A 24,848-nucleotide genomic window follows, 5' to 3' on the forward strand; every position below is an offset into this window, starting at 1 on the left:
AACTCACCATAAACTCACCATTTTGAGTTTCACGAACGTCCTCTGCGAGGGCGATCTTCAGCTCATCGATGGACCAGACTGGGGCTTGAACGGTTCGAGGACCGCGCGGGTGTCCAGGGCTTCCTTGTACTCCTCGACGTAATGCTTGGCGGTCATTGAGACCTTGGAATGCCCTGCTTGGTAGGCTGCGGCCTCAACGCCCATGGTTCTGGCTATGAGGGTGGCGTTCGCTTTGCGGAACGTCTTGAGGGTGACCCAGCCGAATCCGATGGAGTCCGCTGCCTTGCGCCAGGTCTTTCCGACGTTGTTCGCGTCGCTGACGGTACCCGTGGACGAAGGAAAGACCAGATTGAGCGGGTTGGGTGTGAGGGCCTTTACCTGTCGTTCTCGCCTGTCCTGAAGCTGGGCGACCAGGTATGCAGGCACGGTGACATGGCGAATGCCGTGCTGGGATTTCGGATGGTTCTGGATGGCGACGCCCCCGTTGCTCGTCCTGATGACCGTTGCATTGACGAAGATCGTTGGTGGATCGGATTCCAAGTCGAGATCGTCCCAGCGCAAGGCGAGGAGTTCGCCAGGTCTTACTCCAGTGCTGATGAGGAAATCGACCATTTCGTGGAGCTCTTGCGTCCGGGTCCGGCCAAGGGCAGGTTCCTTTTCCCAAGCGATCAGCTTGGTCCGGAGTTCCTGGAATTGTGCAGCGTCCAATGCCTGAGGCTTGGCCGTTTGCGTCCTTGGAATGGATAGGCCAAGGACGGGATTGACGGACACGGCGTCGTGCCGGAGGGCAATTTTGAACATCCAGGAAAGCACCGCTCCGCAGGTCCTCGCCGTGGATGGTCCCGTGTCGTCGGCAACGTTCCGGATGAAGTAGTCGATGACTCCTGGTGACGCTTCACCTATCCGGATGGATGCCAGCTTTGGGGCAATGTATTTCTTCACGGTCGTGGCGTACTTGTCTTTGGTTCTGGAAGCCTTATCGGATCGCTCCAGCTCCACCAGGAAGACCTCGGCCAATTGACCGATCGTGCTGGCCGCGCTCACGATGGAGTTGCGGGGTGTCTGACGATGCTGCAGCTTGAGGTGCAGTTGTTGACGCGCCGAGGCAGCTGACGGGCCACGGGCCTCTACCTTCCGGAGCTTCCCGTCCATGTCGCGGTAGTGCGCCCGCGCGCGCCACGTCGTGGCCGTAGCCCGATCAATGCGTACGACTCCCCACGTGCCGAGAGGAGTCGGTTGCCTGCTCATGTTCCTTCGCCGCGAGCTATTGCTCCGCGTGCAGGGAAAGCCACGCGGCGAAGTCCCGACTGCTGATCCGCAGATGCCTTCCGATACGGTAGGCCGGCGGACCAACGTGCTTCGCGCGCCACTGGTAGAAAGTCTGCTCGGGGATCTGGAGCTGCGCGCAAATCTCTTTTGGTGTCAGCCACTTGTCCTCCGCTGCATCTACTGAGCTGTTGCGTTCTGGCACTGTCGTCATGAGGGTCTCCGCTTTGTCTATTGCCGGCATGGTACTGGTTCATGGGAGCAGGCGCTCTGGACCGCATGACACTGGTGCCGTCGACTCTCTAAATGGGTCTACAGGGTCGAGGGTGCGCTTGACTGGGCTTGCCGCCTCTTCTACTGCTCTGGGCCTAAAGTTCCCAGCCAGCAGCACTAGATGATGCTTGCGTTTGAAGCCCGTTGTTGACCCAGTTCGTGTGTCCCAGATCCTCTGGCGGCCGGTAGCGGCCAGCTTGGTCGATGGTTTGTTCGAGGCTGGCGCGTTCCTTTTGCTGCGCCCATTCGTAATCTGCAGGCACAGGACCCAAGGGGAGCGGAGAGTCGCCAATGCCCCATCTGTCTCTGAAAATCGCCACTCCCCGAAGGACTTCGAGAACGTCTTCTGGATGGACAACTCGAGGCAGGGATTCGAGAAGGTTGTGCTTCCAGTCGGTCTCCAGCACCAAAGCGTCCTGAGTTACCTGTTCCTGACGGTGTTGGATCCGAGCCCGAACCTGTTCCATCAAGTTGGCGAGGCCGGGACGAGCTGTCCGTACGGTTTCGGGAGTATCGGCTGGCCCGTTCGTCGGCATCTGGGCGATGTATTGATGGAACCGGAGGTGAAGGACGGCTGAAGGGTCCTTTGCGGAGGCGACCGTTTCCACAACGCCACGCACAAGGCGTTCTGCGCCCGGGCGGTTGATCGATGATGCCCGCCGCCAGCCCGTAACGGCGGCACCCCAGGAAGGGGACTGCTGCAACCCTGCAGCTGCCCGGCTGTCGTGGGACTCGACTAGCTTCGATAGGTCTTCTGCCGCGGCGATTTGCGCGAGGTAGTCGTATTCCGCGCTGAGCCGTTCCAGGCTGTCTCCCGTTGCTAGTTCTGTTTCGAGGGTTTCATGGGCGGTGCGTTCGGCGCCTTCGGCAGCGAGGACCTCGCCGAGGATCTGGCGCCATGACGGCCGCGCTGCAGGGTCGAGAACCTCGTCGTCGGCGGGGTCGCTTTCGCAGACGTAGGCGTGGTTTCCTGTGCGCCCGCGGCTCATGCCCACGTAGAACAGTTCGCGGGTGAGGCGTCCTTGGGTTACGACAGTATGGCTGGTGTCGACCGTGGTGCCCTGTGCTCGGTGCGCCGTGGTCGCGTACCCGAGCTCGACCGAGCCTTCAAGATAGTGCCGGCGCAAAATGGCGGTTGCGCCGGTGTCTCGCCGGGCGGCCAGGAGTGAGCCGTCGCGCCCGGATACTCGCACGACGTCGAGCAGTGTTCCATTCCGGATGAAGTCGCCGTTACTGTCCCTGAGGGTGCGGTCGTTACGGCGGGCGATGATCGTGTCTCCCCTTCCGGCCCGTTCCCCGTAGCTGATGTTGACCGTCTGTTCGGCATCCACGGCGCCTTGGCTGGCGCGGTCTGCCTGGGCGCGTTCGTTGAGCATGTGGACGCTGTCGTTATCCGGGGCGATAAGGATGGATGTCTTTCCGGCGAGGGTATCGGTGTGCCAGTTCAAGTAGGCCAGGTCGATCATGTCCAAGTAGCTCCCGTGGCGCAGCCGCTGGTGCTGGTCGTACGCGGTAATGGCCGAATAGTTCCCGGCACGGAGTTGCAGGGAGGCGTCCCGTTCCCAGGGCTGGTCGAAGCGCCAGATGGTGGTCAAACGGGCCGTTTTGTGTTGCCGGTCCAGCCAGCCCAGGATGCCGCCGGCGTCGATCGCGTCGAGCTGGGCAGGGTCACCGACCAGTAGGATCTTGGCTCCGGCGTCCCGGGCCTGGGTAACCAGGGAAGAGAGCTGGGCAGTAGACACCATTGAGGCCTCGTCGACGACGACGAGTTGGTTGGGGTGGAACCGCCATCTGTTTTGTTCCGCGGCGAGCCATGTGGCTTGTTGCGCCAGACGGGTCGCCACAGGACTTCGAGGGACCGCGGCATCGCCGAGTCGCCGCTCCAAAGTGAAGAACCGCTCTGCCCGTTGGGCTACGCCTTGACCGACTGATTCGTGCAGCCACTTGGCGACATTCTCCGTTGTCATTGCTAGTTCGCGGCCGAGGATTTCTGCGCTTGCCGCAGCCGGCGCTAGCCCGATGACGCTACCTGCACCGTGCTCTGTTTCCCAGGCTGCCTTGATCGCGCCGAGCATGGTGGTTTTGCCGGTACCGGCAGGTCCGACAACGGCGTCGAGCCGATTGCCGCTCGAGAGGGCCTCGCTGGCGACGGCGCGCTGGTCGGCGTGCAGCTCAAAGTGGCCGTGATGTCGGTACCTGGTGAGTGCCTCCAGGGCGAGGGCGGCATGCACTGCGGGTCCGCCGTCGTCGTCCCTCGCTGCCATCACGGAATCCTCGCAGGCCAAAGTCTGGGTGTCAGTGTAGAGACGGGAGCCGTGGAAGTCGAACACCGCCCGGTCTCCAAGTCGGAGGTCGGGCCCGGCGTCCGGCGGGAGGCTGTATCGGTGTTCATTGAGCGCGACGCATTGAGTTTCTGCGGCGGTCGCGACGGCGTCGATCATCGCGTTACGGTCCGCGGGCGTGTCGCAGCGGACGTCGGCGCACACTCGTTCGGCTTCGGCGACGAGGTTCCAGCGGTTCCAGGTAGCGCGTTTGGCCGCGACCCGATGCCGGGTCAGGGCGGCGACGGCGTCAATCCAGGTCCCGGTGAAGTCGTTGGAGGTGAACGGTGCTGGGTGTGAGCGCCGAATGGTGTCGGCTAGGACGAGGCCTGGCTCGAAACCCCTGACCTTCGCCCGCGCTTGCCATTGGGCCGATAGCTCATGGAGCGGCGCGATGGTTTCGGATTTAGGGGTCCTGGTGGAGAGGGTTGCCTGTTGGCGGAGCTTGAGGGTGGTGGTTGCTGACGGGGGAGCGCCGTGCTGTGTGGTCCATTCGGCAACGAGCTTGTCGGTTTCAAGGTCGATGAGGCGGGAGCGATTCGAGAATTCGCGGACCAGATCGTCGTCGATGCCAGTGAGATGCCGGCTGGGGTTGTGAGTGCTCGAAGCCGGCGCGCGGGTTTCCGTATCGGTGCCCAGGTTCCGGTGGAGGGCGTCGAATAAGAGGCCGTTGTAGCGCTCGCTTGCAGCGACGGCGGCCTTGTAGAGAGTTCGGGAGTCCAAGGTGACCCAGGCATCGTCGGTGATGCGTTGGACACGGTTGGCGATGACCACGTGGGTATGCAGCTGTGGATCCCCGGCACGTGATTCCCAATGGTCGAAGGCGGCGGCGATCGCACCCCTGGTGCCGAGGTGGGCGATGCCGCCGTGTCCGGAACGGGTATGGATGACCGAATCTTCGAGCCATTGCAGGGCGGCCTTGACGGCGTCGTGGTGGGTTTGCAGGATTTCGTCCTGGACCGATCGCGGACTCAGTGCCCAGAGGACCGACACAGATTTCGGGACGCTGAAGGTAAGGTCGAAACCGACGACGGCATGGTGTGTTTTGGTCCGGCCCTGCGCTGTTTTAACGACCGTGGTTTTGGTGTGAGCGCGGCCCAAAGGGGCGGCGGTGTCCGGATGGACGGCGTATTCAAAGAGTGCTTTCGCGTCGATTTCCGTGACAGCATCGTCGGCGCCGCGGCTGATGCCAGACAGCCCTGATCCGAGCCAGCGGCCCGGTGGCGTCCCGGCCTTCAGGTAGTAGCTGGTGGAATCAACCTGGGCGAGGGCCAGATCATCCATCATCGTGGTCTTGAACAGATACCTGAGCCCGGACTGGGCAGAGAGTCGGGCGATCGACATCGTCATGCTATAAGCCTTGCCTCGCGCATCGGGCTCACGGCGGTTGTAAGAGGGACTCCGGCTGACGATCACCTCGTCTATCGGCCATACGGGAGAACAGAAGCGGTGGTACGGATTAAGGCCGTCCTTGGACGCCTCGCAGTAGTTCGTGCTCACGGTGGTTCATCCGTCTCGAATCACCTGGCGGCATGACTCACCGTGGTTTGGGGCTCACGGCCCCCTTAGGTGCCAGAGGTGTGAATGTTGCGCTGTGCGGCAAGTTCCTCGACATGAGCGGGATGAGAATTGCTAAGTTGTTGGTCGATGGAGGGGTTCTTGACATAGGTGTCCTCGAAGCGAAAAGTGTCCGGTTGAAATCTGAGACCATGGACCGCCTGTGTCAGGAATACCCAATACCGAGCCAATCCTGACTTCTCCCGACGCTCTTACTGACGTCAGGTTGGGGTGTAGTCAAAGTGCTCCAACGTATTCTTTTCCTCGCGCGGAGTCAGCGAGTGATGGTCGCGTTTGATGATGGATTGGTCTTCAGCCTGTTGGGAAGCGGGTTTTCAACGTTTGGTGGCGCCGATAATCTTTGCTGATGATGCTCCTGTCGCTGCGCTTCGTCCAGGGAAGAATCTGTGCCACAAAACGTGTCTTGATGATTCTGGGCTGTCTTATGGTCGTGGTTTTGCCGATTGCCGGTTGTGACTTGAACGGGACGGTTTTCGGCTCTCAAGGGGTGTCGAGTTCGTCTGCGGACGATGATTCCGTTTCGGGTCAGCGCTTGCCTGTGGGTGATCTGCCGGGGTGGCGGCAGGTTTTCGCCAGTGACTTCACGCAGGGTGATGTCCCTGTGGGCGGCTTCCCAGGAGCAGTGTATGGCGCTGAATGGAGCGCTGGCTATGGCGATGGGACACCCGACACGGCGGGACAGTTATCGGGCGGGAAATCCGGTTACTACCCGTCGAAGGTCCTCAGCGTTAAGAATGGCGTCTTGGACTGGTATTTGCACTCCGAAAGCGGTATTTCGATGGGCGCCGCTCCTACCCCCGTCATCGCGAACAGCAGCCAGAACCCGCACCGTCCCAACAGCCAGCTGTATGGGCGGTATTCCGTGCGTTTCAAAGCGGATTCCCTCCCCGGGTTCAAGACGGCGTGGCTGATGTGGCCAGACAGCGGCCTCTGGCCTATGGATGGTGAACTGGATTTTCCGGAGGGGGATCTTGCAGGACTGATCTTCGGCGCGTTCCACCGGAGCGGGTCGTCCCAGGACGTTTATGACGTGGTGCCATCAATCGCACTGTTCACGTCCTGGCACACGGCGACTACTGAATGGACACCTGGACGTGTCGCCTTCTTCCTTGATGGTAAGGAACTCGGCACGACCACCGTCGGTACGCCAATTAAGCCCATGCATTACATCCTGCAGACCGAGTCTTGCCTTCCCGGTTGCCCAGCGCCGACGACTGCCGGCCACGTCCAGGTCGCGTGGGTCGCCGTCTGGTCAAGGATCTGAAGGGACAGTGCGAGCAAGACAGGAAAAACCATCAAGTTCATGCTTTGACTTCATCAAGATTCCCGCAGACTTGAGAAACCGGAACACACCTGTCTGGCATAGCAGGAAACGGAAAGGTGCCTTTATGGCGGCGCCGCCGCCAAAGCCGCGTTCCTCAACGCGGGATCCCAGCTCGCGGGGGATTCCCGGTACTCCAACATGCCCAAGAGCCGCTCCCGCCAACACGTCACCGCTTGATGAATGCGGAGAGACATCCATCACAGCAGGGCCACGAGCCCTCCAGCTTTCAAGACACGGAACCTGTTTCGCCGTCGACCACGACAAGATTCCCTAACGCTTGTCAAGCCTTTTTTGGTTCTGGACGACAGGCAGGGTTGAGTGCACCGTCACCTGTGTTCTGCAAAGGTGACGGTCGGGTGCTATCCATCCGGGAAGGACGATCGGCGGGGGGCTGTTGACGCCCGGGCTGGTGGTGGCCCGGGAGAGCGCCTGTGGTCTCAGACCGCTTGCCGAACGGTATCGATGGTGGTGCTGGCTACCTTGTCAGGCGTGCCCGTTTCGCTTCGATCGTGTGGGACCGGGACTGGGTCCTGCAGAAAATGTTGAAGCTGACCAACTCACGTTTGCTGATGTGCTGTTGGGGGAGAGGGTCCACGACGTCGAAGTAGAGGGCATCTGGGAAGGGCTCGCGGTTCTCCCGGGCAACTCCAACACGACCAAAGCCATCCAGCAGCTGCACACTGAGCACGGCCGCGAGTACCGACTCAAAGAAGCCCTGGCGGACAGCATGGGTCGCTACGACATCATCCTCATTGACTGCGCACCCAGCCTGGAGTTGCACACCATCAATGCGCTTGCAGCGGCGCACCGCGCCCTCGTGATCTGCCAACCTGGCAAATTCTCCCTCGACGGATCGAGCCAGCTGCAGCTGAGCTTCGACAGCGTCTCACGGTACTACAACCCCCTGCTGACAGTGGCAGGAGTGATAGTCAACGGAAACCGCAACACCCTGACGCACAAGGCATGGATAGGTGACCTCGCCGAAGCCTCGCCGTGGCGCGTGTTCACGCCCTACGTGCCGTATTGGAGCGTTATCCAGGACGCCATGGAAGCCGGCCTGGGCCTGGACGAGTGGCCCGGAGACGACAAAGCGCGGCAAGCCTACGAAATTTACGCACGGCACCTCGCGCACCTGGATGAAATCGAGCTTCGTCCGCACCTGGAGAAAATGTTCCCAAAGCACGACTACAGCACCCTGGAGAGCTGACATGGCACCACGACCCGAACGCCGAAAGAGTACTCTCGGGGCCGCGCACCCCATCGAGCACCAAAACAACCAGGTGCCCGTGGAGGAGAAACACGAGGCCGCGGGGCCTCTAGCTGGCCCCAAGGACCAGGCCCATTCGGCCTCTCAGGCACAGGAAGAACGTGCCGCGTCGGCCGCTACGCCGCGTAGTGTGAATAAGTCCGGCAAGGCGCAGCCAAAGGGCGCCTTTTACGCCGACGAAGACGTACTCGAACGCATCCGGGCCGCATGGTTTCACACGCCGACCACTGCCGCCGAGAGGGAAGCATCCTTTTCGGACTTCCTTCGGGAAGCTGCGCTGGAGAGGATGCAGCGGCGCGAGAAAACATATAACGGAGGCGACCCCTTTCCCTTTGTCCCTTCAGGCCGAATCGCGCGTGGCCGCCGATAAACGAAGATCGATTGTCCCTTATATAACTAATAGGTATATAGGGGACAATCGCAGTGCGTTCAACGCGACGTCAAACGGTTCCGTACCGCCGTGAAGGAAGCCAAAGCGGCTCATCCTGCCGGGACCGGTGACCATCCGGCCCTGCACGAGACACATAGAGACGGTAAACGCCTACGCCACGCCGCTGCATGACGGGCATCCGCGCCGGCGGCCGGGGACTGTCCGATAAACGGTGTGTGGAGTCCGGCCGGTTTTCATTATTGAGTGGTTCTTTCGAACCGGCCCGCGAAGGTAATCGCGAACGCGTTTAGCGCAGGCTTCCACCTCATCACCCAGCGTGCCCTGCCGCCCCCGGTGGGATCAAGAGACCGGGTGGCCAGGTACAGGCATTTCAGGGCAGCGGTTTCATTCGGAAAGTGCCCGCGGGCCCTCACCGCCCTGCGGTAGCGGGCGTTGATCGACTCGATCGCGTTCGTCGTGCAGATCACCCGCCGTATCTCGACGTCGTACTCCAGGAACGGCACGAACTCAGCCCACGAGGCTTCCCAGAGCCGCACGATGGCCGGATACCGCTGGCCCCACTCAGCCGTGAACTCGGCGAACCGGTCCTTCGCCGCTTGCTCGGACGGGGCCGTATAGACCGGCTTGAGGGCCTTGACGATGCCGTCGCGGTGCTGGCGTCCGGCGTAGCGGAAGCTGTTACGGATCAGGTGCACGATGCACTGCTGCACGACCGTTCGCTCCCACGTGGTGGTGATCGCCTCCGGCAGGCCCTTGAGCCCGTCACAGACGGCGATCAGTACATCTTCCACGCCGCGGTTCTTCAGCTCGGAGAATACCTGCAGCCAGAACCGTGCACCCTCGCCCCCGTCGCCGGCCCAAATGCCCAGAATCTCCCGCTCCCCACCGGTGGTGACTCCCATGACGACGTAGAACGGGGTGTTGCGCACCTGCCCGTCACGGACCTTGACGACGATGGCGTCAACGAAGAGCACCGGATAGAGCGGATCCAGGGGCCGGGCGGACCATTCGGCCAGTTCCGAGGCGACTTTCTCCGTGATGCGGCTGATGGTGTCCTTGGAGACCTTGGCACCGTAGACCTCCTCGAAGTGCGCGGCGATTTCCCCGGTCGTCAGACCCCGTGCGGACAGTGAGAGTACGATCTGGTCGATCCCGTCCAGCCGCCGCTTCCGCTTGGGAACGATCACCGGCTCGAAGGAACCGTCCCGGTCCCGGGGCACCTCAATCTCGACCGGGCCGATCTCGGTCAGCATGGTCTTTGATCTAGTGCCGTTACGCATGTTGGCTGCGATCGGTGTCTGGCCGTGCTCGTGACCGAGGTGCTCGGTCAGCTCGGCTTCCAGCGCGGTCTCCAGGACGTTCTTCGTGAGCTGGTTGAGCAGCCCGCCGGGGCCGACCAGGCTTACGCCCTGTTCCTTGGCCTGAGCGAGCAACCGCTCGGCAATTTCCTTCTGATCGATGATCTCTCCCGTCACAGGATCGATCATCACCCCCGTCATCTCGGTCGTGGTCTCTGACACGGCCGTCTCCTTTCGGATCAGGCCAGACCCCACACACCGTTATTCAGACAGTCCCGGCGGCCGGGGCCACGGGTGCAACGGTTCCTGTTGCCCTCTCGGGGGTGTCAGTCGGTGTCGGTGTCATCGGCGGGGACGCGGCGGAAGTCTCTGGAGAGATAGAGGGCAAGTGCGGGTGAGTTGCTCTCCTCAACGGTGACGCTCAGCGTGGTGCGGCCCAGGGTGTGCAGGATGTGCATGCAGTGGCGAAGGAGTTCTTCCGCGAGGCCCTGGCGGCGGTGATCGGGGTGGGTGAAGAGTTCGTCAATGACCGCTTCACCGTTGCGTTCGATGATGATGATGGCGGCAATGATTTGGCCGTCGGGTCCATACGCGACGAAGGAGGCGGCATCGGAGGTGGGGGTGCGGTCCTCATCCGTGGCGACGGCGCGGCCCAGCCTGCGCGGGCCGGACTGTGCGGCGTAAGCCTGCCGGTAAAGACTCGCGAGTTGGGGAAGGTCTGCCGGTTCCAGGGGCCGGAGAGGGACGCGGTCCGATGTGGTGCCTTCTGGTCCGGTCGCTGCACGAAGGGTGATCGAAGCGTTCATGGCCGGTCTTGCCTTTCCTGGTTCAGTCGCACTGTTGAATTTAGTGTCGGGCATCCTACGGATATTTTCGCCCCCGGCACCGGGGGAAGTGATCCGGTTGTAGTCTGGCGCGTAGGGGGTATTACTGCACTGAAGACCGTTCCGGAGGAGTTCCACATGCCGTTTATCCAGAGCTTGAAGCAGCGCATCACCGCTGCAATGGACGTCTTTACCGGTTCACGGGACCCGCAGCAGCGCGCCCGGCAGGCTGCGGCAGTCCTCCCGCAGGCGATGTCGACCGCGCAGGCCCGGATCGAGGGAACCAGGAACTACCTTGGCTCCCTTCCGGTCCCCGTAGGCCCCGGGGCCCATCAAGGCATCGCCGAGGCCGAAGGCAACCTCCGCTCAGCGGTGTCTTTGCAGAGCAGTGATCCGGTGAACGCACTCGCCTATGCCCGGATGGCAGCAGAGCAGGCTACCCGGGCCGGGCAAATGGCCCAGGCCGAGGCCCAGGCGGGGGTGCACGGCTATAACGGCGCTGGCCCGTGGGGTCGGGCAGGGTCTGGAAATGGTGGCGGGTTTGCCCGCGGGCTCGGCGCTGGGGTCCTCGGCGGGATTGCGGGCAATATGCTTTTCGGTGGCCTTTTCGAAGACCGCGATCGTGATGAGGGACGCGGGTTCGAGGCAATGGGCGACGATGACTATTTCGGCAATGACGGCGGCGGCTTCGGGGGTGGAGACGTCAGCGGCTTTGGCGGGGGAGACGAGGGAAGCTTCTGACTTCATCTGACGACAGGCACTCTTGTCACCCCGGTCCTGTCCGCAAGGACCAGCCTGAAGGGCATGGAAGTGGGGGTGGTTTTTAGCCAGGCCCTGACGGCCGTGGTTTTATGGGTTTGGTAGTTGTCGCAGATCAGGTGCACGTCCAGATTAGCCGGGACTTGGGCTTCGATCTCGGTCTATTTCGTCGAGCGCCATGGAGTTGCGGTCCTAATTGTCCATTCGTTGTTCTTGTGATTGCTTTGTATCGTTTCCATCGACGGCCCGCGGTTCCCCCCAACCTGTGGGCCTTCTCTATGGGGCTTGGGTGTCCGTCCTGCGCGCGCCGAGACCAAGATTGTGGACATGGTGGAGAAATCTTGAGGCCATCTTGAGGCGCAGAGGCGAACATGGATCGGCCCGTGAAGCAGATGCGGTACTTGGGCTCTGTGAGCCGATTTCTGTAGCCGCGCGGGAATCGGACCTAAGCCTGGATAGTGCGCCATTGCCGGGCAGGACGCTGCGACGCTGCGACACACTACTGATCTGACGTTGAAACCCTTGGGTTCGCAACCGTCGAGGTCGGGTTGGCTCCTGAAGAGTTTCCTGAGAACCAGGAGCCAACCCTGCAGAGCCTCCGGGCCATCGGCATGCCGGTGTGGGCGTCGTCACCAACGGGAACCACGACCCAGCAAACGTCGAAAATCGACAAAATAGGACTCGAACCACTCCTGGGCCGGATTTTCAGCTCCGAATTGACAAACCACGCGAGGGGACAATCCAAAGCCTCGCGGAATTACCGCTCCTTCTCATTGAAGCCAAGTAGGGCCGGGACATCGCTTGGGATCCTCGGCACCACTGCACCGCGTCTTGCTCTCGCTGTACAGGCGCCCGATGACCGTGCGGCGGATGCCGCTGCTGGGTCTGGCGCCGGCCCCGGAACGAAAGCGCGGCACCTCCCGAGGAAGGTGCCGCGCGGTTTCGTCTGCGGAGGCGTCCTTACTGGGCGCTCGTGAAGAGCAGGCCCTTGGGGTGGATCGAGGACAGGCCCGGGACCGGTGTGAGCGATCCGGTCGAGAGGTCCAGGCTCGCGAGGTAGTCAGGGGCGGTATCGGGTGTCACGGTTGAGAGGGCTTGGCCTGCCGTGAACGGTCCGGTCACGGAGTGCACCGTGTTGTGGTCCGGGTCGGTGATCCAGAGTGTCTGCTGGGACGTCGTGGCGAAGGCGGTGTCGTCGACCTGGCCGTTGAGGTTGAGGACCTGCAGCGACTGCTGCGGGGTTCCGGCCCGGTCCGCGAAGATCAGCTGCTGGTCGCCCTGGGAAGCGAGCATGAACTGGTTCTTGAAGCGGGGGCTTTCGGCCGGGACCACCGTGGCGGAGTCAGGGTCGGTCAGTGCGAGGGGCGTGGTTCCGGTCGAGCCGGTGTTGGCGACGGCAGCGGTGGCGTTGTCTGTGAAGACCGGGGCCAGGGCGGCGGTCGAGCCGCTCAGCGTTGCCTGGTAGACAGCCGGTCCGGTGGTGTCGGCCGGGTTCGAGGCGGTAATGAAGATCTTGCCCTGGTAGATCGTGGCAGTGTCCGTGCCGCCGCCGTGCGTCAGCCCGGTGTAGGTGTAGTCCTTGACGGCGGTGGCGCCGGCGGCGGGTGTCACGGTGTGGAAGGCGGAGTTGCCGTCCTCGTTCGTTGTCACCAGCAGCCTTTGGCCAGCCTCGTCAGCGTGCAGCCCGTCGATCTTGCCCGTGATCGTCCAGGACGCGCCTGGCGTGCCGGCCAGGGAGTACTGCTGGATCGTGCTCGCGGTTGCGCCGCTGGCGGAGGGCTCGCCCATCGGCCCGACGCCGTTCTGGAATGCCACGTAGATGTTGTTGCCAAGCCGGGTGATGTCATCGGGCTTGCTCTCGCTGCCGACGGCAGCGAAGGACTTGACCGTGTAGGGTTCCGCCGGGGCGGCGATGGCGGGGACGGCGGTGCAGCTCAGGAGGGCTGCCGCGGAGAGCGCAGCGCCGAGCATGAAGGGCTTACGGGAAGGTCTGATGTCCATGGTCAAATTCCTCAATGTCATAGAGTGGTTCCCCATCTCGGCCATTTTCCGCCCACTGGATGGCCGCAGGGTTGCGGCCGCATGAACAGAGGACGGGGCCGCCCGGCCGGAGGCACCCGGAAACGCTCTGTCCTTGACACATGGCCCGCAACCTTCCGGCTTGGTTGCGCCCGGACCTGGATCTGTAGGCGGGCGACCAGGCGTGCTTTCTGCCTCGGCGCCGGTACGCACGTTTGGCCCCGAACGATTGAAATGAACGGTGAAGGTACCAAAAGCGCCACACCCCCTTTCTGTCTCGAAACCTAGGAACTGGAACGGGTTTTCAGGGTCCTTGCAGATGAAAGGGAGCGTTCATTGCGCCGCCCCAGGGCCTGTCTCTTTAGTCCTCAGCTTCGGGGGCTTCGCAATCCTCGTCTGACGAGAAGGGCCAGCGCCAAAGGGCAGGGTTTAGACGAACCGCAGGAAGAATCTCGTGGGAACAGGGCGGCGACGGCGAAGCACAATACGCCCCCCAGGAACGCACTTCGTTCATCGGGGCACCTTGTGAAGAAGTGACGCGACCCTATTTGACGCAGGGGATGGCGCCGCCTTGGAGGGCGCCTGTGGAATCGGCGTAGACGTTGCTGGGAGGAGTGGCTTGTGGTTGGGCTCCGGCTTCCGGGGCGGAGGAGTCTGCAGCGGGGGGTGCTGTTGCCGCGGGCCCGGGCGCCGGGGGCGCGGGGGACGTCGTCTCCACCGCGGTCGTTGCCGGAGCCGGCGGGGCGGGGGTGAGGAGTTCTTTGACGGTGGCCTGAACCTGGTTGATATCCACGGTGTTGATGGACGCGCCCTCCGGGGACCAGCCGAACCCGGTAATTGGCAGGGTCGAGAAAGAAATATTTCCCCCGGTCAGGGAGGTGGCCTGCTGGGCAAGCTGGATGAGGTTCAGCCCGGCGTCCACGACGATGTTTTTGCTCACGGCGTCCAGGACGCCCTGCATTTTGCCGATATCAGTAAGGGTGCCGGCGTCCTTGAGCTGGTGGGAGACCGAGGCGATGAAAGCCTGCTGGCGTCGTTCACGGTCCAGGTCCGAGAACTGGTAGTTCGGGTCGGATGTGTCCCGGCGCTGCCGCACGAAAGCCATGGCCTGTTTCGCGTCGATCTGCTGCATGCCGGCCGTGAAATTAGCTCCGGAGAAGGTGTCTTTCGTGGCCTTGTTGATGCACACGGTGATGGGGGCGATGGCTTGGGCTGTTTGGTAGAACGCGGCCATCGTGACTTCGATGAAGTGGTCTAGATGCACGCCACCCAGGAATTTGGTCACGGTCGCTATCTCGGCTTTGCGTCCGGCGTCGCGGGCCGCCTGGTACGTCGTGTCGTCATCGGCTTTGCCCGCGTTGATCAGCGAGGTCTTCTCAGTGTCGAATCCGTAGCCGTAGGCTTCCTTGATTTTGGCTTTGAACGGGCCGCTTCCCGGGATGCCGCTGACTTGGACGTAGTCATCGCGGGGAATCGAGATGCCGGTGGCCTTGGAACCATCAGCGGGGATGTGGATGAGCATGAGGACGTTGGAGTTGTAACCGCCGATGTTCTCATCCCCGGCGTGCAGGGCGTCATACATTTCCGGTGGAAGCGGCTTGCCCTCCTCATCAACCCGCGTATCGAGCCCCATGACCAGGATGTTCGTGTCCTGAGTCAGCTTCGGCACCGCCTCGGGCAAAGAGGTCAGGTCCTCCAGGACATCGGAGCGGTGGACATTGTTGTTCACCCCGACCGCCGTCCCACCCACAAAGGCGACGACTCCCGCCAGAACCAGCACCACACACGCGCCGGCCGAGATCAGGATGATGGAAGTACGCCGGGACTTGGGGCGCATATGCCGCGGACCAGACGCCGCTGTCCGCCCGTCCGATGACCCGCCGAAGGGGCGGTGCTGCCCATCAACCATCAACAATCCTCCTGACCCGGGACTCGGCTGACGCCAGAATCCTGACGACCCTGAAAAGTCAATGATGGCAGGTTTAATTGTGCTGAAGGGCAACTCGGTAGTGTCGTGGGCGATGGAAGATCTGACCGGTATCGTGCTCACTGCGGCAGGCGCCTTTGCTGCGACCAACCTGGATGACCTGCTGGTGCTTTGCGTCCTGTTCCTGTCGGCGAAGGCGTGTGCAGTGCCTGGACTCTGGAAGATCTGGGTAGGCCAATACCTGGGTATCGGAATAATGGCAGTGGCGGCGGCCGCGGCTGCCTGGGCGCTCACACCAGTCCCAGTTGAGTGGGTGGGGCTCCTGGGACTGGTGCCACTGGCCTGGGTTGCTACGCACTGGCCAAGTCCGCCCGCTCGTCCGCGGATATACCTGTCACCCGAGGTTGTCCTTCCGGGTGTAGTGCCATACGACGTTCGCCGTGATTACCGGAGGGAGGGGGCTGCTGGAGAGAGGAGGGATCGCCATGGGGTCAGTCTTGCGCACCGTTATTGCCCCGGCGAATCCTATTGCTTGCAGACAGTGCCGTAAGCCGGTCCCCGTGCGTGCGCAACGGAACTCGGAGACGACCGCCGCGACTATCGTTGCCGCCATCGTCGGGGTACGTCCCGAGCCAGTACTCCATGTTTGTTGAAGTTTGCGGGGTTCTGTACGAAGTGATTGCGAGCTACATACACTGTCCGGTGAAGGCGCGCGCATCGCCATCGCCGCTGATTCATGAATGAAGGGAGTCCGGCATGTTCTGTGCATCCGTCGTCTACCCACTCGACGCTGAAAACTTCGACGTCGACTACTTCGCCACGAAGCACGCTCCACTGTTCGCCGAGATGATGGGCGATAACTGCGTGCGATGGGAAGTGCATCAAGCGCTGACTGCACGGGGCGCGCCGGCCCCGCAGTTCATTGCGGCTGCGTACTTCTGGGTGGAATCCGCAGAGCGATTCGGAGCGATGCTCGCCGAGCGGGGAGAGCAAATCTACGCAGACATCCGCAACTTCAGCGGGACGCAGCCTGCTCGAGGTTGGGCGGAGGTTCTTTGACAGCAGCGTTTGAGCGCGCACAGGCCTCAGGGGCTCACAGTCGGCGAGGAATAACCGCGAAGAATGGGTGTCGCATCACGGAGCAGGGGTTCGGCTATTTGGCCGAGGTCCGGTTCGTTTACCAGAGGCCCGAAATAGTCGATGGGTCCTGGTTCCTTGCGCAGGACGGCTGCGCCGAACAATCCGATCCACTATGAGCTCCACTGAGCCGAAATCTCATCGCGGTTGACCCTCGTCGAGAAGCACCGCGTCGGCGCTAACGGCGGGGACGAGCCGCGAACCCGGAGAGCCTCCCAGAGCAACATCAGGCCCGAGCCGGTCCCGGACATACAGGGCAATGCTCAGAGCCTGCGGCTCAAAGAATGTCGCCTCCACCTTCGGAGGACCGAAGAATGCCATATCCAGACCCTACGCTGATGCCCGTCCGCTCAGGGCCCCCGGGGGCGCACGTTTGCGATGAATTCCGCCCCTTGGCTCGGCGGGTTATGCAATCGAGATGCTCAGGTACTTGACCGCACACCTAATCGTCAGAGAACCTTGGCGCATGTCATGTCGCTATGGTCGCGCCATCGCCGCTGCGGCGGCCGCCATGGCGGCGATGAGTGGATGCGCGGCACCGGCAGCGCCGACAGGCGATCCCTCGACAAGTCCGGCAACCATCCCCGCTTCAGGTGTTCCTTTCGCCCTCTTCACTCATTGCGGTATCTATGAGGCACGGGTGCAGGACACCTTCTTCCTCGCTGAGCAACCGTTGAACGACGGCCATGGAAATCCCCCAGCGGGCTGGGGCAACCCCTACCAATCGGGCACCATCACAGTGGCAGGTTCGCAGGCCGTCTTCCACGACGACAAGGGCCACACCGTGACTTTCCACGAACGCCCTGGTGCCACGAGCTTCCTTCAAACTTGCTCCTAAGCGCGTTGCTCGAGCGAAATTTGTGATTACAGGCCCGCCCGGCTTCCGGGACGCGCGGGGACCGGCAGGCCACGCCAAACAGTGCTGCGAAAAACGAGCCACATGAGTCTGGCGATTTACGCAGCAACGGCGCGGGACATCGCGAGGGGATTTCGGAGCACGGTGATCGACCGGCTGCCGGCAGTCACCGATCGCTCGTCCGCGGCCGTGGTCTCCGAGTATCTTCAGCAATAGCGACATCATTTGCGGGGTCCAATTCGAACCAAAGGAGGCCCCCATGTGACGTATCCGAAGAACGCTAGAGGTGAGACCTACGGCTCGGCAATCCACTCTGCGAAGCCTGGGGAGGAACCCGATCTCATTGCGGCTATCGGGGAAGACCACAAGACTCGGGGCTTCGTGCGGAAGACGGACTTGGAAGCCCGAGCCCTACCGAGGTCTCCAGAGGAGGTCGAGGCGCGCGCCTCGACCGGTCAGACGGGCCGAGTCGGCGACAAGGAGGTTCGCTTCTACGCCCAAGACGGGGTGACCGTCGTTGGGTCCTTGATCGTCAAGGGTTGGAGTGCTGGCCCAGAAGCTAACGACCCTTAGACGGAATTAAGCGGTCCGAGATTTCGCAGGGTCCTGTCGTGATCATATTCGCGGATTACTTAGGCGTCGCTCAGGGATGCTTCACCGGACATGCTGGGATTTGCTCCGGCGCGGCTACGGGCCGCCCATGAGATCGCAGGTGTAGGTGGCTTGGCCCGTCTTGATCACGATCCAGGTCGCTGTGCCACTTTGTGTTCCTGGCGCGGCTGAGTAGATGTCAGCTCCGCCCGCGGTTTTTCCTTGCTTGGTCAATCCGTCGAGAGAGTGCGTGTTTGGCATTGGGTTCGCTCCGCATTGGTAGTCACGATTGGCGAACTGGACCTTCGACGGTACTTCCTTTGGCCAGAGTGCCCAGTCAGAGGTCATCTGGTGGACGTCCCAGATCCGAACCCCCGCCACGACGAGCGCGACAAGAATGGCCGCGCTGAGGACCGCACCTGCTACCCATTTCCCCCGTGTCACTCCGCAACTATCGCACGGGTCGCTCTTCCCCCACCATGGGCGCACCCTTTCGCCGCAATTGCCCTGTGTTTGGCTGCCCGTTAATTCTTCCGTCGGCCGAAGCCCCACCCGGGCGCCAGCGGCCCTCCGTCTGCAAATAAGTTCCTCAGCGCCCGCAGGACTCGTCGCCACAACCGCCTTCTGAGGCCACCTTGTTCATAGCGATAGCGTACACAGCGGGTCCGACTCGGCTCCGGGCTTGCAAGAAGTCCCGATAACGGATCCCTCACCGGGATGGCTGCGGCCGAAAGGGACCGTTCCGGCCGGCAAGCCCACTGCTTCTGTCGGAGACTTCTTGCCCCGGCCTGTGAGTCTTGACAGCCGCGGGCCATCAGACATCATCGGTGGTGTGTCGCTGAACGGAATAGGGCCGCGCTGATAACAGAAATAGGAGCTAAACAATGGGAACGATGATCGGCGCAGTGCACTCCATGGGGGGCGAGCCGCCTCGGCTCGAACGGGTGCTACTGCCCGTGCGGCATGAGTTCGAGGTGACGGTCCCGGACGGCTCGGTGGTCCGAGGCTATTTGACCAGCTACGAGGTCTGGGATTCGTTTGTGCGTGTGAACGTGACTTTCATTGATCGGCCGCTGCGGAGCGGGCAGGACGACGCGGTCGTTCTACGGCTCTCCGACGGCACGTTCGCGAAGATGGTTCATGGGAATGGCGGCGGGAGTGACCGCTTCAGCTTCATGGCAAGCGCGTTCGCCCGCCCGCTCGTCGCCCAGACTGCGACGCTCGGGCTTAGACGAGACTGGCGGAGACCCTCCACTCCTCGCATTGTCCAGAACCCGGGCGGCGCGATGTTGCCAGCCCGCGACCCGAACGAGGAGATGGTTTTCACACAGATCATGGACCTCCCGCTCCCGTAGCGGATCCTTTACCGGGCGCTGCGGTCACCCAGCGCATTAGGTGATGGAGCCAACAAAACGGGGGGCAGTGCCGATGGAATGAACCTAGGTTGGTGCTCCCATGGCCTGGCAGTTTCTGGTGTGCCAGCGAGCAAACGCCGACGCCACAAAACACGTTGCGGAACGAGTGTGTCTTGTCTTTCGGCGGACGAACCGTAGACTCTGCCCATGTCAAGTCGTGGGGGAATGAGACCGGTCCGTAGTGCTGCTGCGGTGGCGGTGCTGGGCATGCTGCTCTCAGGTGGTCTGGCAGCGTGCGCCTATGAGGGTGCCGGCGATCCGGCACGGACAGCCGGCACCGAGCAAATCAGTCGCCCCGCGCCTTCTGCCCCGACCAAGGGCCCGGAGATATTGGGGGCCGAAACGCGCAACTACGCCGAATTGCAGAAGCGCCTTGCAACGGCCCGAGGGCCCGCACTCCTTGACGACTCCGGCCCTGCCGACGGGCCCGGTGTTGGTTTCAGCAAAACCGGAAAAGTGACGACCGCAGGCCGGTATACCGTCACGGCGGCTTGTGTGGGCATCCCGAACGCGCAGATGGTCATCTCCGGCCCAGCGTCGGAGCAGCTGTTGTCACTCGATCTTGATTGCTCCGGCGTCTCGTCGAAGGTTGTCGAGCTGCAGGAGGGATACGTCGGAGCAGCGCTGATGCGACACGACCCGAATGGTCCTTGGACAGGGGCCGTCGCCGGAGTGAGAATTACCGCCGAATAAATGGCGCTGGCTTTCAGGTGCCCGGGTCGGCGGGACCTCCACCCGCGAGACGCGTCCCCGATCGGCCATGTCGGACAAATGGTAAAAATCCGCATGATTTCGTACGCAAATCATCCAATGAACGCGGGGCGTTCGCCGTGGGATCCCTCTGCGGGCACCGTTATTGCGGTCTAGCATGGCCACATGGGTGAGATTCAAGCCGGGCGGGGCCGGGAATCCAGATCAGGCCTCTCGCGTTGGGTGGGTGTGTCCACAGTCTTTCTCGGTGCGGTGGCCTCCGTCATTGGGTTGGTGCTTTTCCTTCTGCCCAGCGGATCAGCGCGTTACGGCTGGTTCGCCTATGCGCCGCCCAGCAATACGACCTTCCTTCCGTCAGGAGTATGGCTGACGCCACAGAGTCAGGCCGGGGTCGTGTTGCTCATTATCGGGTTGTCATTGCTCTCATTCGGTGCCGGGTGGGCGCTCGGTCGACGCCACGCTCCAGACCGGCAACCATTACCCACTCCGTCCAGTCCGGGCACCTGACATCTGTCCGCGCTCCGCCGCAAGCCGAACGTTTCTCGGGCGGGAGGAGTTCCGATGGGAGGGCCTGCGGCCCAGAGAATCTGGTCTAGTTCCTGGGAGAACCTGGACCGTTTGCGCCTCGGATTTCCGCAATTCGAAGCCTTAAGAAGGTAATGGCAAGTATCAGCACCCAGATAACAAGCACGGCGACCGCGACTACCACCACAAAGTAGAAGCCGATCAACAAGCTTCCAATTCCTCCAAACATTACAGACACCTTTACCCCCGGGATTTTCCGACCACGACTGCCGCGGAAGGACTCAAGACCGCTCAATGTTCTCACGGCACATGTGGAAAGACGGTCTGGGCTGGCGCGGGAAAACCGGGGGTGGCGCCAATATTTCGCCATCGAATCCCGCACGGGGCAGCTCATGGTGACTTCGATTCCGATCAAGACCGAATATTTCCACTTATTCGGGTGGGATCATGGGCGGCCCAGCCCTGTTCCCGGACCACAGCCCTGCACGCTGAGGGATCCCCAAAAGACTTCCCGCCACGCGGCGCGGACTCACCGCGTGTACTGAAAGGATAGCGTTGCTGCCCGAGTGCTTGCCCAGGTCTCAATTACGAGGAGGCAACGTCGTGTACCCGCGGGCTAACTCATCCTTCTGAGCGCGCGCCTGACGCACGCTCAATACGACACCAAGAATGCCGAGCAGGACAAACGGGCCAAGCGGATCCCAAACCCGAGCACCGCCAACGGCACCAGCGACCACCGCCCCGTCTACCACTACCATCCACACGGTGCAGGCGATCATGCTGATCCCGACCCGTCGCCGACGGGCTCGGAGCGCACCGGCGGGCGGCTGAACAGGGAGAGCGGCCCACCGTTCCTTGGGCACGAACTCAGTCTCGTTCACCCGGCCCCCGACAGGCTCGAACTTCGCGGCCTACGCGGTCGCCGACGCAAGCATAACGTGCCGGCCAGATGAAGCAACTGCCTCGATGTGCACGTTTACCCTGCACGAATGAATGCACGGTGCGTTCCCTAATCACTACCCTCCAGATTGTCTCGAAACCCTTGGGAAACGAGACGTCTCACGAGCTGTGTCCCACAGGATCCTGATTCCCGTGAAGTCACGCAACTTACTCATGGGCTGCCGATTCCCACATCCATGCCTCGCAACCTCTGGGGGCTTGCAGTACGAACCGTTAGTTATGAGACAGACCAAGGCAACAAAAACGACCAGTTCGGATGCAACATTCGCACGGGATGACTGCAGGAGTTACCTCTCGCTGGTCAGTAGGCCAGCGAAAGCTGCGCGGAGACGCGGAAGCGCCTCATCCGCGTCCTTTTGTAGGAGGTCATCGAGAGTCCAGACTGCAAAGTGGGGCTGCCGGGGAAGCAGGATGCCTACCCGGCGGATGCCCAGCGAATCGTCGAGATCAAGGAGTGCGTAGCCAAGGAGCTGGAACAGCGTATCCCTGAGCCAGGGGCTGGTAATTTCCTCCCTCGTTTTTAATTCCACAAGCATGTCTCCGACAGCCCAATCGGCGTCTGCGCCTCCTACCGCCATGCTCCCGAGGAAACGCGGGTTGGCGACGTAGTCGACGCCTACCTCGAAGCCACGGTTCCACTCATCCAGAAGCGGCCCGACCGCCCTTCTCATTAGAGCGATGTCGAATAGCAGCGGGTCGTCGATGTTCATCATCAAATCGACGGCGGTTTTCGCTCGTTTGACCCGTTGTCCGAGGGCGCCCGAGAGTGCATCGTGCGGCCCTATCCGTGCGATACTCTCGCACCATGCCAAGGGAATCGATGCCCTGTCCAGGCTCAGCGGGTCACTGTTCTTGTCCTTCCAGGTGAGATAGGCGAAACCTAAAGCCATCTCCAGCACCTTATGAATATGCTTTCCCCTGTGCACGACAGCGGTATCCGAGGCAAGGACGTCGAGTCCTCTCTGAGCCACGGTCTCCACAAAGTCAAAGTCGGGCAGGTCCATTCGGAGTCGGTAATCCAGAGCCGTGCCCGCCACAGTTGCATGGCTCTGACGGTCCTTCACATCCTCAGGGATAGGAAGCTGTGTCTTGAGCGAAAGGAGCTGGTCGAAGCCGAACGACGAGGCAATCTCTTGTCCCCGTCGACCACGGGTTCCAGCTAGCGCGAGCTGCGGGGCACTCTCATAGACAAATTGCCGGATCGGCGAATCCTTGCTGCTGAGATGACGTGTGAGCGACATGCTGCGACCCTACCGTGAACATCCGACATGCCAGTCCGTGGCGTCTTCTCGCAGACTACGAGAAACCGCCCGGTTCGAATCCATTATGGAAAGTCAAAAACGACCCTTAGTGACTTGCTCGGCGGGGAGATCCCGGGGTGGGTGTGACTTTCGGCGGTAAATGGCGGTCTTTTTGCGGCGCTATTTGGCACGTGGTGTAGCCCGCAAGGGGATCCCTCACCGGGACGGTTGACAGGTCCCGAGAATGGTCGCTGTGCCGATCAAGCCGTGGGCGTGTCCCTATCGACGGGCCATGATTTAGTGCTATTAAGTCTCTCGTGACCTGTCGGCCTCCAGCCGAGAGGCACGCTCTTACAAGTCACGGAATATGGGGGCGTACCATGACCACACCCACCGGCCCGCGAGGTACGTTTTGGAAGGGTGCGGCTGTGTCTGCGACTGTTACGTTGCTGGTGTCCGCGGGAGTCGCCGCTGCGGTCATTTCCGCGGTCCAGTCCGCCCAGCCAGCCCCCGTGGCGGCAGTAACCACCACGGCCACCGCGAGCGTTCCCGGCCCGACCGTAACTGTCCCTGGCCCGGAGCGGACAGTGACGGTCGCGAGTCCCGCGGAGACTGTCATCGCGCCGGACCCTGCGACTGCCGTCGCGCTCCAGACATGCCGGACTGCGGTCACGGCCGGGGGCAAGGCGTTGAAGGAGGCGATCGACGACAGCAGTATCGAGCAGAATGCGATTCTTAACGAGATCAGGACGGGCGATTCGTCCGCCCTGTACGCCGCGGACGCGCGGTTGAAGCAGGTCGGCCCGGGCGAGGTCGCGGATATCCAGGCGTTCGCCGCTGCGCGGGACGCGTGCCTGTCAGGACGCTGATTTCGCAGGAGCCCGCGCCGTGGTCGCATGCGACCCACACCCTGGTGGATGTGCACGTACCACGACGGAATGGCTCGCCCGTTTGCCGGGTCCTCTACGGTGCGCGGGTCGAGAGGACATTTTTCGAAACCGAGGTCGAGTTTAACTCGACGACGCTTCGGTCTCGACTGGCTCAAGGTCGGACAGTTCCACCTCCGGGATCCGACGGTTCGCAGCCCGCGATAGGAAATACACGCGCTTGGGCCGCCCCCACGCCACGCCGTACGCTTCGGGACGGATGCGCCACTGGTTCACGTCCGGGTTTGATTGGTCCTTCTCGATCCCGTTGATTAGCCCCATCACGAACTGTGAATCCTGGCCCCCTTCGTCGGTCGGCGATCCGTAGTTCACGTTGACTTGGAATTGCTCAGGCTCGCCCGTCTCGACCCGGCGGACTACCTCACCAACAGCGCGATCTGCCAGAGCCATCACAGCAACAGACGCACCTGATTCGAGCGTGCACCGAGTCTGGCCTTCGTTATAGTTGCGACTGCTTTCGGTTACTCGCACGGGTTGGGAGAACTCAACTTCGGCCGCACGTGACCCGCCGTTATGGAGCCGGAAGTCCAAACGGCACGTCAGCCTGCGTCCGCCATCAGAACTAGGCAAGAATGCCTGTGACTCGGGCTCCACTCCGTCTGCACGTATAAGACAGGTCGCGTGGGCATCGGTCACGGTCACCACAGGCATACCGGCGTCGATCCTCGCCTTCACGGCTTCGATGGCCATGAATATGGCCTGGCGCTGCTGCGCCTGGCCAAGTCGGAGCGCCTTATTCGCAGCGTCAGCGCTGCGCTCCGCCTCTTTTGCCGCCTTGGCGGTTGCAATAGTTTGAAACGCGATCACGACGAGAGTCACCGCAGTCACGACAGCGGCAATCACGGTCCAGTTCCACGAGTTCACGAAGTCAATCGCATGTCCGATGGAGTCCACGTCGAACCGCCTTCCATGTTCTTGAACAGGGGCCGCTTGGCTTGACATCTCGGCCTTCAGTACCCAATGGGTTTACGGATCGATCTTAGGTGTGGCCCCCGCCATTCCTCAGAAATGTCGCACTCGGAATCTAACGCATCTGTCGCATCCAGCACGCTTGGAAGCTGCCCCGTAAGCCGGTCGTCCACCGGACGTGCCGGCTGTCGTTTTCCGTACCCGTCTGCACAGCCGGATCCGTGTTTCCGGGGGTTGTGCAGACGAGTATGGATATCGACATGTCAGGAGTCGCCTGCACGGAATCGCATTCCGCTCAACAGTCCCGTG

General features: G+C 62.1%; 18 protein-coding genes and 1 pseudogene. 10 read left to right on the forward strand and 9 right to left on the reverse strand.

Annotated elements, in window-relative coordinates; all coding sequences use genetic code 11:
• Positions 1-57 precede the first annotated feature (57 nt).
• The 3 genes from IEW19_RS19310 to mobF form a co-directional block, all read right to left on the reverse strand.
• Complete coding sequence (locus IEW19_RS19310) at positions 58-1,248, reverse strand: tyrosine-type recombinase/integrase (protein WP_188573203.1); 1,191 nt, start codon at positions 1,246-1,248, stop codon at positions 58-60.
• A gap of 16 nt (positions 1,249-1,264) precedes the next feature.
• Entirely contained in the window at positions 1,265-1,480 is a 216-nt protein-coding gene (locus IEW19_RS19315; protein WP_188573204.1) for a helix-turn-helix domain-containing protein, read from the reverse strand.
• A 154-nt stretch (positions 1,481-1,634) separates the two neighbouring features.
• The gene (mobF, locus tag IEW19_RS19320) at positions 1,635-5,210 is read right to left on the reverse strand and encodes a MobF family relaxase (protein ID WP_188573205.1); all 3,576 of its coding nucleotides are present in this window, start codon (positions 5,208-5,210) and stop codon (positions 1,635-1,637) included.
• Positions 5,211-5,784: 574 nt separating this feature from the next.
• Here mobF and IEW19_RS19325 point away from each other — a divergent pair.
• The 3 genes from IEW19_RS19325 to IEW19_RS24425 all read left to right on the forward strand — a co-directional run bounded on the left by IEW19_RS19325 (position 5,785) and on the right by IEW19_RS24425 (position 8,399).
• Entirely contained in the window at positions 5,785-6,702 is a 918-nt protein-coding gene (locus IEW19_RS19325; RefSeq protein ID WP_188573206.1) for a glycoside hydrolase family 16 protein, read from the forward strand.
• 631 nt (positions 6,703-7,333) lie between these two features.
• Positions 7,334-7,969 carry a ParA family protein gene (locus IEW19_RS19330; protein WP_188573207.1) on the forward strand — a complete coding sequence of 212 codons (636 nt, stop codon included), beginning with the start codon at positions 7,334-7,336 and terminating at the stop codon, positions 7,967-7,969.
• A gap of 1 nt (position 7,970) precedes the next feature.
• Entirely contained in the window at positions 7,971-8,399 is a 429-nt protein-coding gene (locus IEW19_RS24425) for a ParB family protein (RefSeq protein WP_188573208.1), read from the forward strand.
• 257 nt (positions 8,400-8,656) lie between these two features.
• Here IEW19_RS24425 and IEW19_RS19340 read toward each other — a convergent pair whose 3' ends face one another.
• Positions 8,657-9,907 (reverse strand): IS256 family transposase, encoded by a 1,251-nt coding sequence (locus IEW19_RS19340; protein WP_229748601.1) that lies wholly within the window; start codon positions 9,905-9,907, stop codon positions 8,657-8,659.
• A 137-nt stretch (positions 9,908-10,044) separates the two neighbouring features.
• The gene (locus IEW19_RS19345; protein WP_188573209.1) at positions 10,045-10,524 is read right to left on the reverse strand and encodes a GNAT family N-acetyltransferase; all 480 of its coding nucleotides are present in this window, start codon (positions 10,522-10,524) and stop codon (positions 10,045-10,047) included.
• A gap of 156 nt (positions 10,525-10,680) precedes the next feature.
• Between IEW19_RS19345 and IEW19_RS19350 the strand changes: the two genes are divergently transcribed.
• Positions 10,681-11,283: a hypothetical protein gene (locus IEW19_RS19350; protein WP_188573210.1), complete on the forward strand. Its 603-nt coding sequence runs from the start codon at positions 10,681-10,683 to the stop codon at positions 11,281-11,283.
• A gap of 978 nt (positions 11,284-12,261) precedes the next feature.
• On the opposite strand, the gene IEW19_RS19355 is transcribed toward IEW19_RS19350, so the two are convergent.
• Positions 12,262-13,302 carry a hypothetical protein gene (locus tag IEW19_RS19355; protein WP_188573211.1) on the reverse strand — a complete coding sequence of 347 codons (1,041 nt, stop codon included), beginning with the start codon at positions 13,300-13,302 and terminating at the stop codon, positions 12,262-12,264.
• Between the two features lie 562 nt (positions 13,303-13,864).
• The gene (locus IEW19_RS19360; RefSeq protein ID WP_229748597.1) at positions 13,865-15,229 is read right to left on the reverse strand and encodes an LCP family protein; all 1,365 of its coding nucleotides are present in this window, start codon (positions 15,227-15,229) and stop codon (positions 13,865-13,867) included.
• A gap of 112 nt (positions 15,230-15,341) precedes the next feature.
• On the opposite strand from IEW19_RS19360, the pseudogene IEW19_RS24305 reads away from it, so the two are divergent.
• The 5 genes and pseudogenes from IEW19_RS24305 to IEW19_RS19385 all read left to right on the forward strand — a co-directional run.
• A pseudogene (locus IEW19_RS24305) lies at positions 15,342-15,578 on the forward strand (cadmium resistance transporter); the annotation flags it as partial.
• A 425-nt stretch (positions 15,579-16,003) separates the two neighbouring features.
• A complete protein-coding gene (locus IEW19_RS19370; protein WP_188573213.1) occupies positions 16,004-16,306 on the forward strand; it encodes an EthD family reductase in 303 nt (100 codons plus the stop codon).
• A gap of 544 nt (positions 16,307-16,850) precedes the next feature.
• Positions 16,851-17,222: a hypothetical protein gene (locus IEW19_RS19375; protein ID WP_188573214.1), complete on the forward strand. Its 372-nt coding sequence runs from the start codon at positions 16,851-16,853 to the stop codon at positions 17,220-17,222.
• A 1,493-nt stretch (positions 17,223-18,715) separates the two neighbouring features.
• Entirely contained in the window at positions 18,716-19,186 is a 471-nt protein-coding gene (locus tag IEW19_RS19380) for a hypothetical protein (RefSeq protein WP_188573215.1), read from the forward strand.
• A 267-nt stretch (positions 19,187-19,453) separates the two neighbouring features.
• Positions 19,454-19,939 (forward strand): hypothetical protein, encoded by a 486-nt coding sequence (locus IEW19_RS19385; protein WP_229748598.1) that lies wholly within the window; start codon positions 19,454-19,456, stop codon positions 19,937-19,939.
• A gap of 1,790 nt (positions 19,940-21,729) precedes the next feature.
• On the opposite strand, the gene IEW19_RS19390 is transcribed toward IEW19_RS19385, so the two are convergent.
• The gene (locus IEW19_RS19390; RefSeq protein ID WP_188573217.1) at positions 21,730-22,683 is read right to left on the reverse strand and encodes a hypothetical protein; all 954 of its coding nucleotides are present in this window, start codon (positions 22,681-22,683) and stop codon (positions 21,730-21,732) included.
• 428 nt (positions 22,684-23,111) lie between these two features.
• Between IEW19_RS19390 and IEW19_RS19395 the strand changes: the two genes are divergently transcribed.
• Positions 23,112-23,552 carry a hypothetical protein gene (locus IEW19_RS19395; RefSeq protein ID WP_188573218.1) on the forward strand — a complete coding sequence of 147 codons (441 nt, stop codon included), beginning with the start codon at positions 23,112-23,114 and terminating at the stop codon, positions 23,550-23,552.
• A 141-nt stretch (positions 23,553-23,693) separates the two neighbouring features.
• Here the strand turns inward: IEW19_RS19395 and IEW19_RS19400 are convergent, their stop codons facing one another.
• Positions 23,694-24,524 (reverse strand): hypothetical protein, encoded by an 831-nt coding sequence (locus IEW19_RS19400; protein ID WP_188573219.1) that lies wholly within the window; start codon positions 24,522-24,524, stop codon positions 23,694-23,696.
• Positions 24,525-24,848 lie beyond the last annotated feature (324 nt).

The organism is Arthrobacter liuii, from assembly GCF_014639275.1.
Taxonomy (GTDB): Bacteria; Actinomycetota; Actinomycetes; order Actinomycetales; family Micrococcaceae; genus Arthrobacter; species Arthrobacter liuii.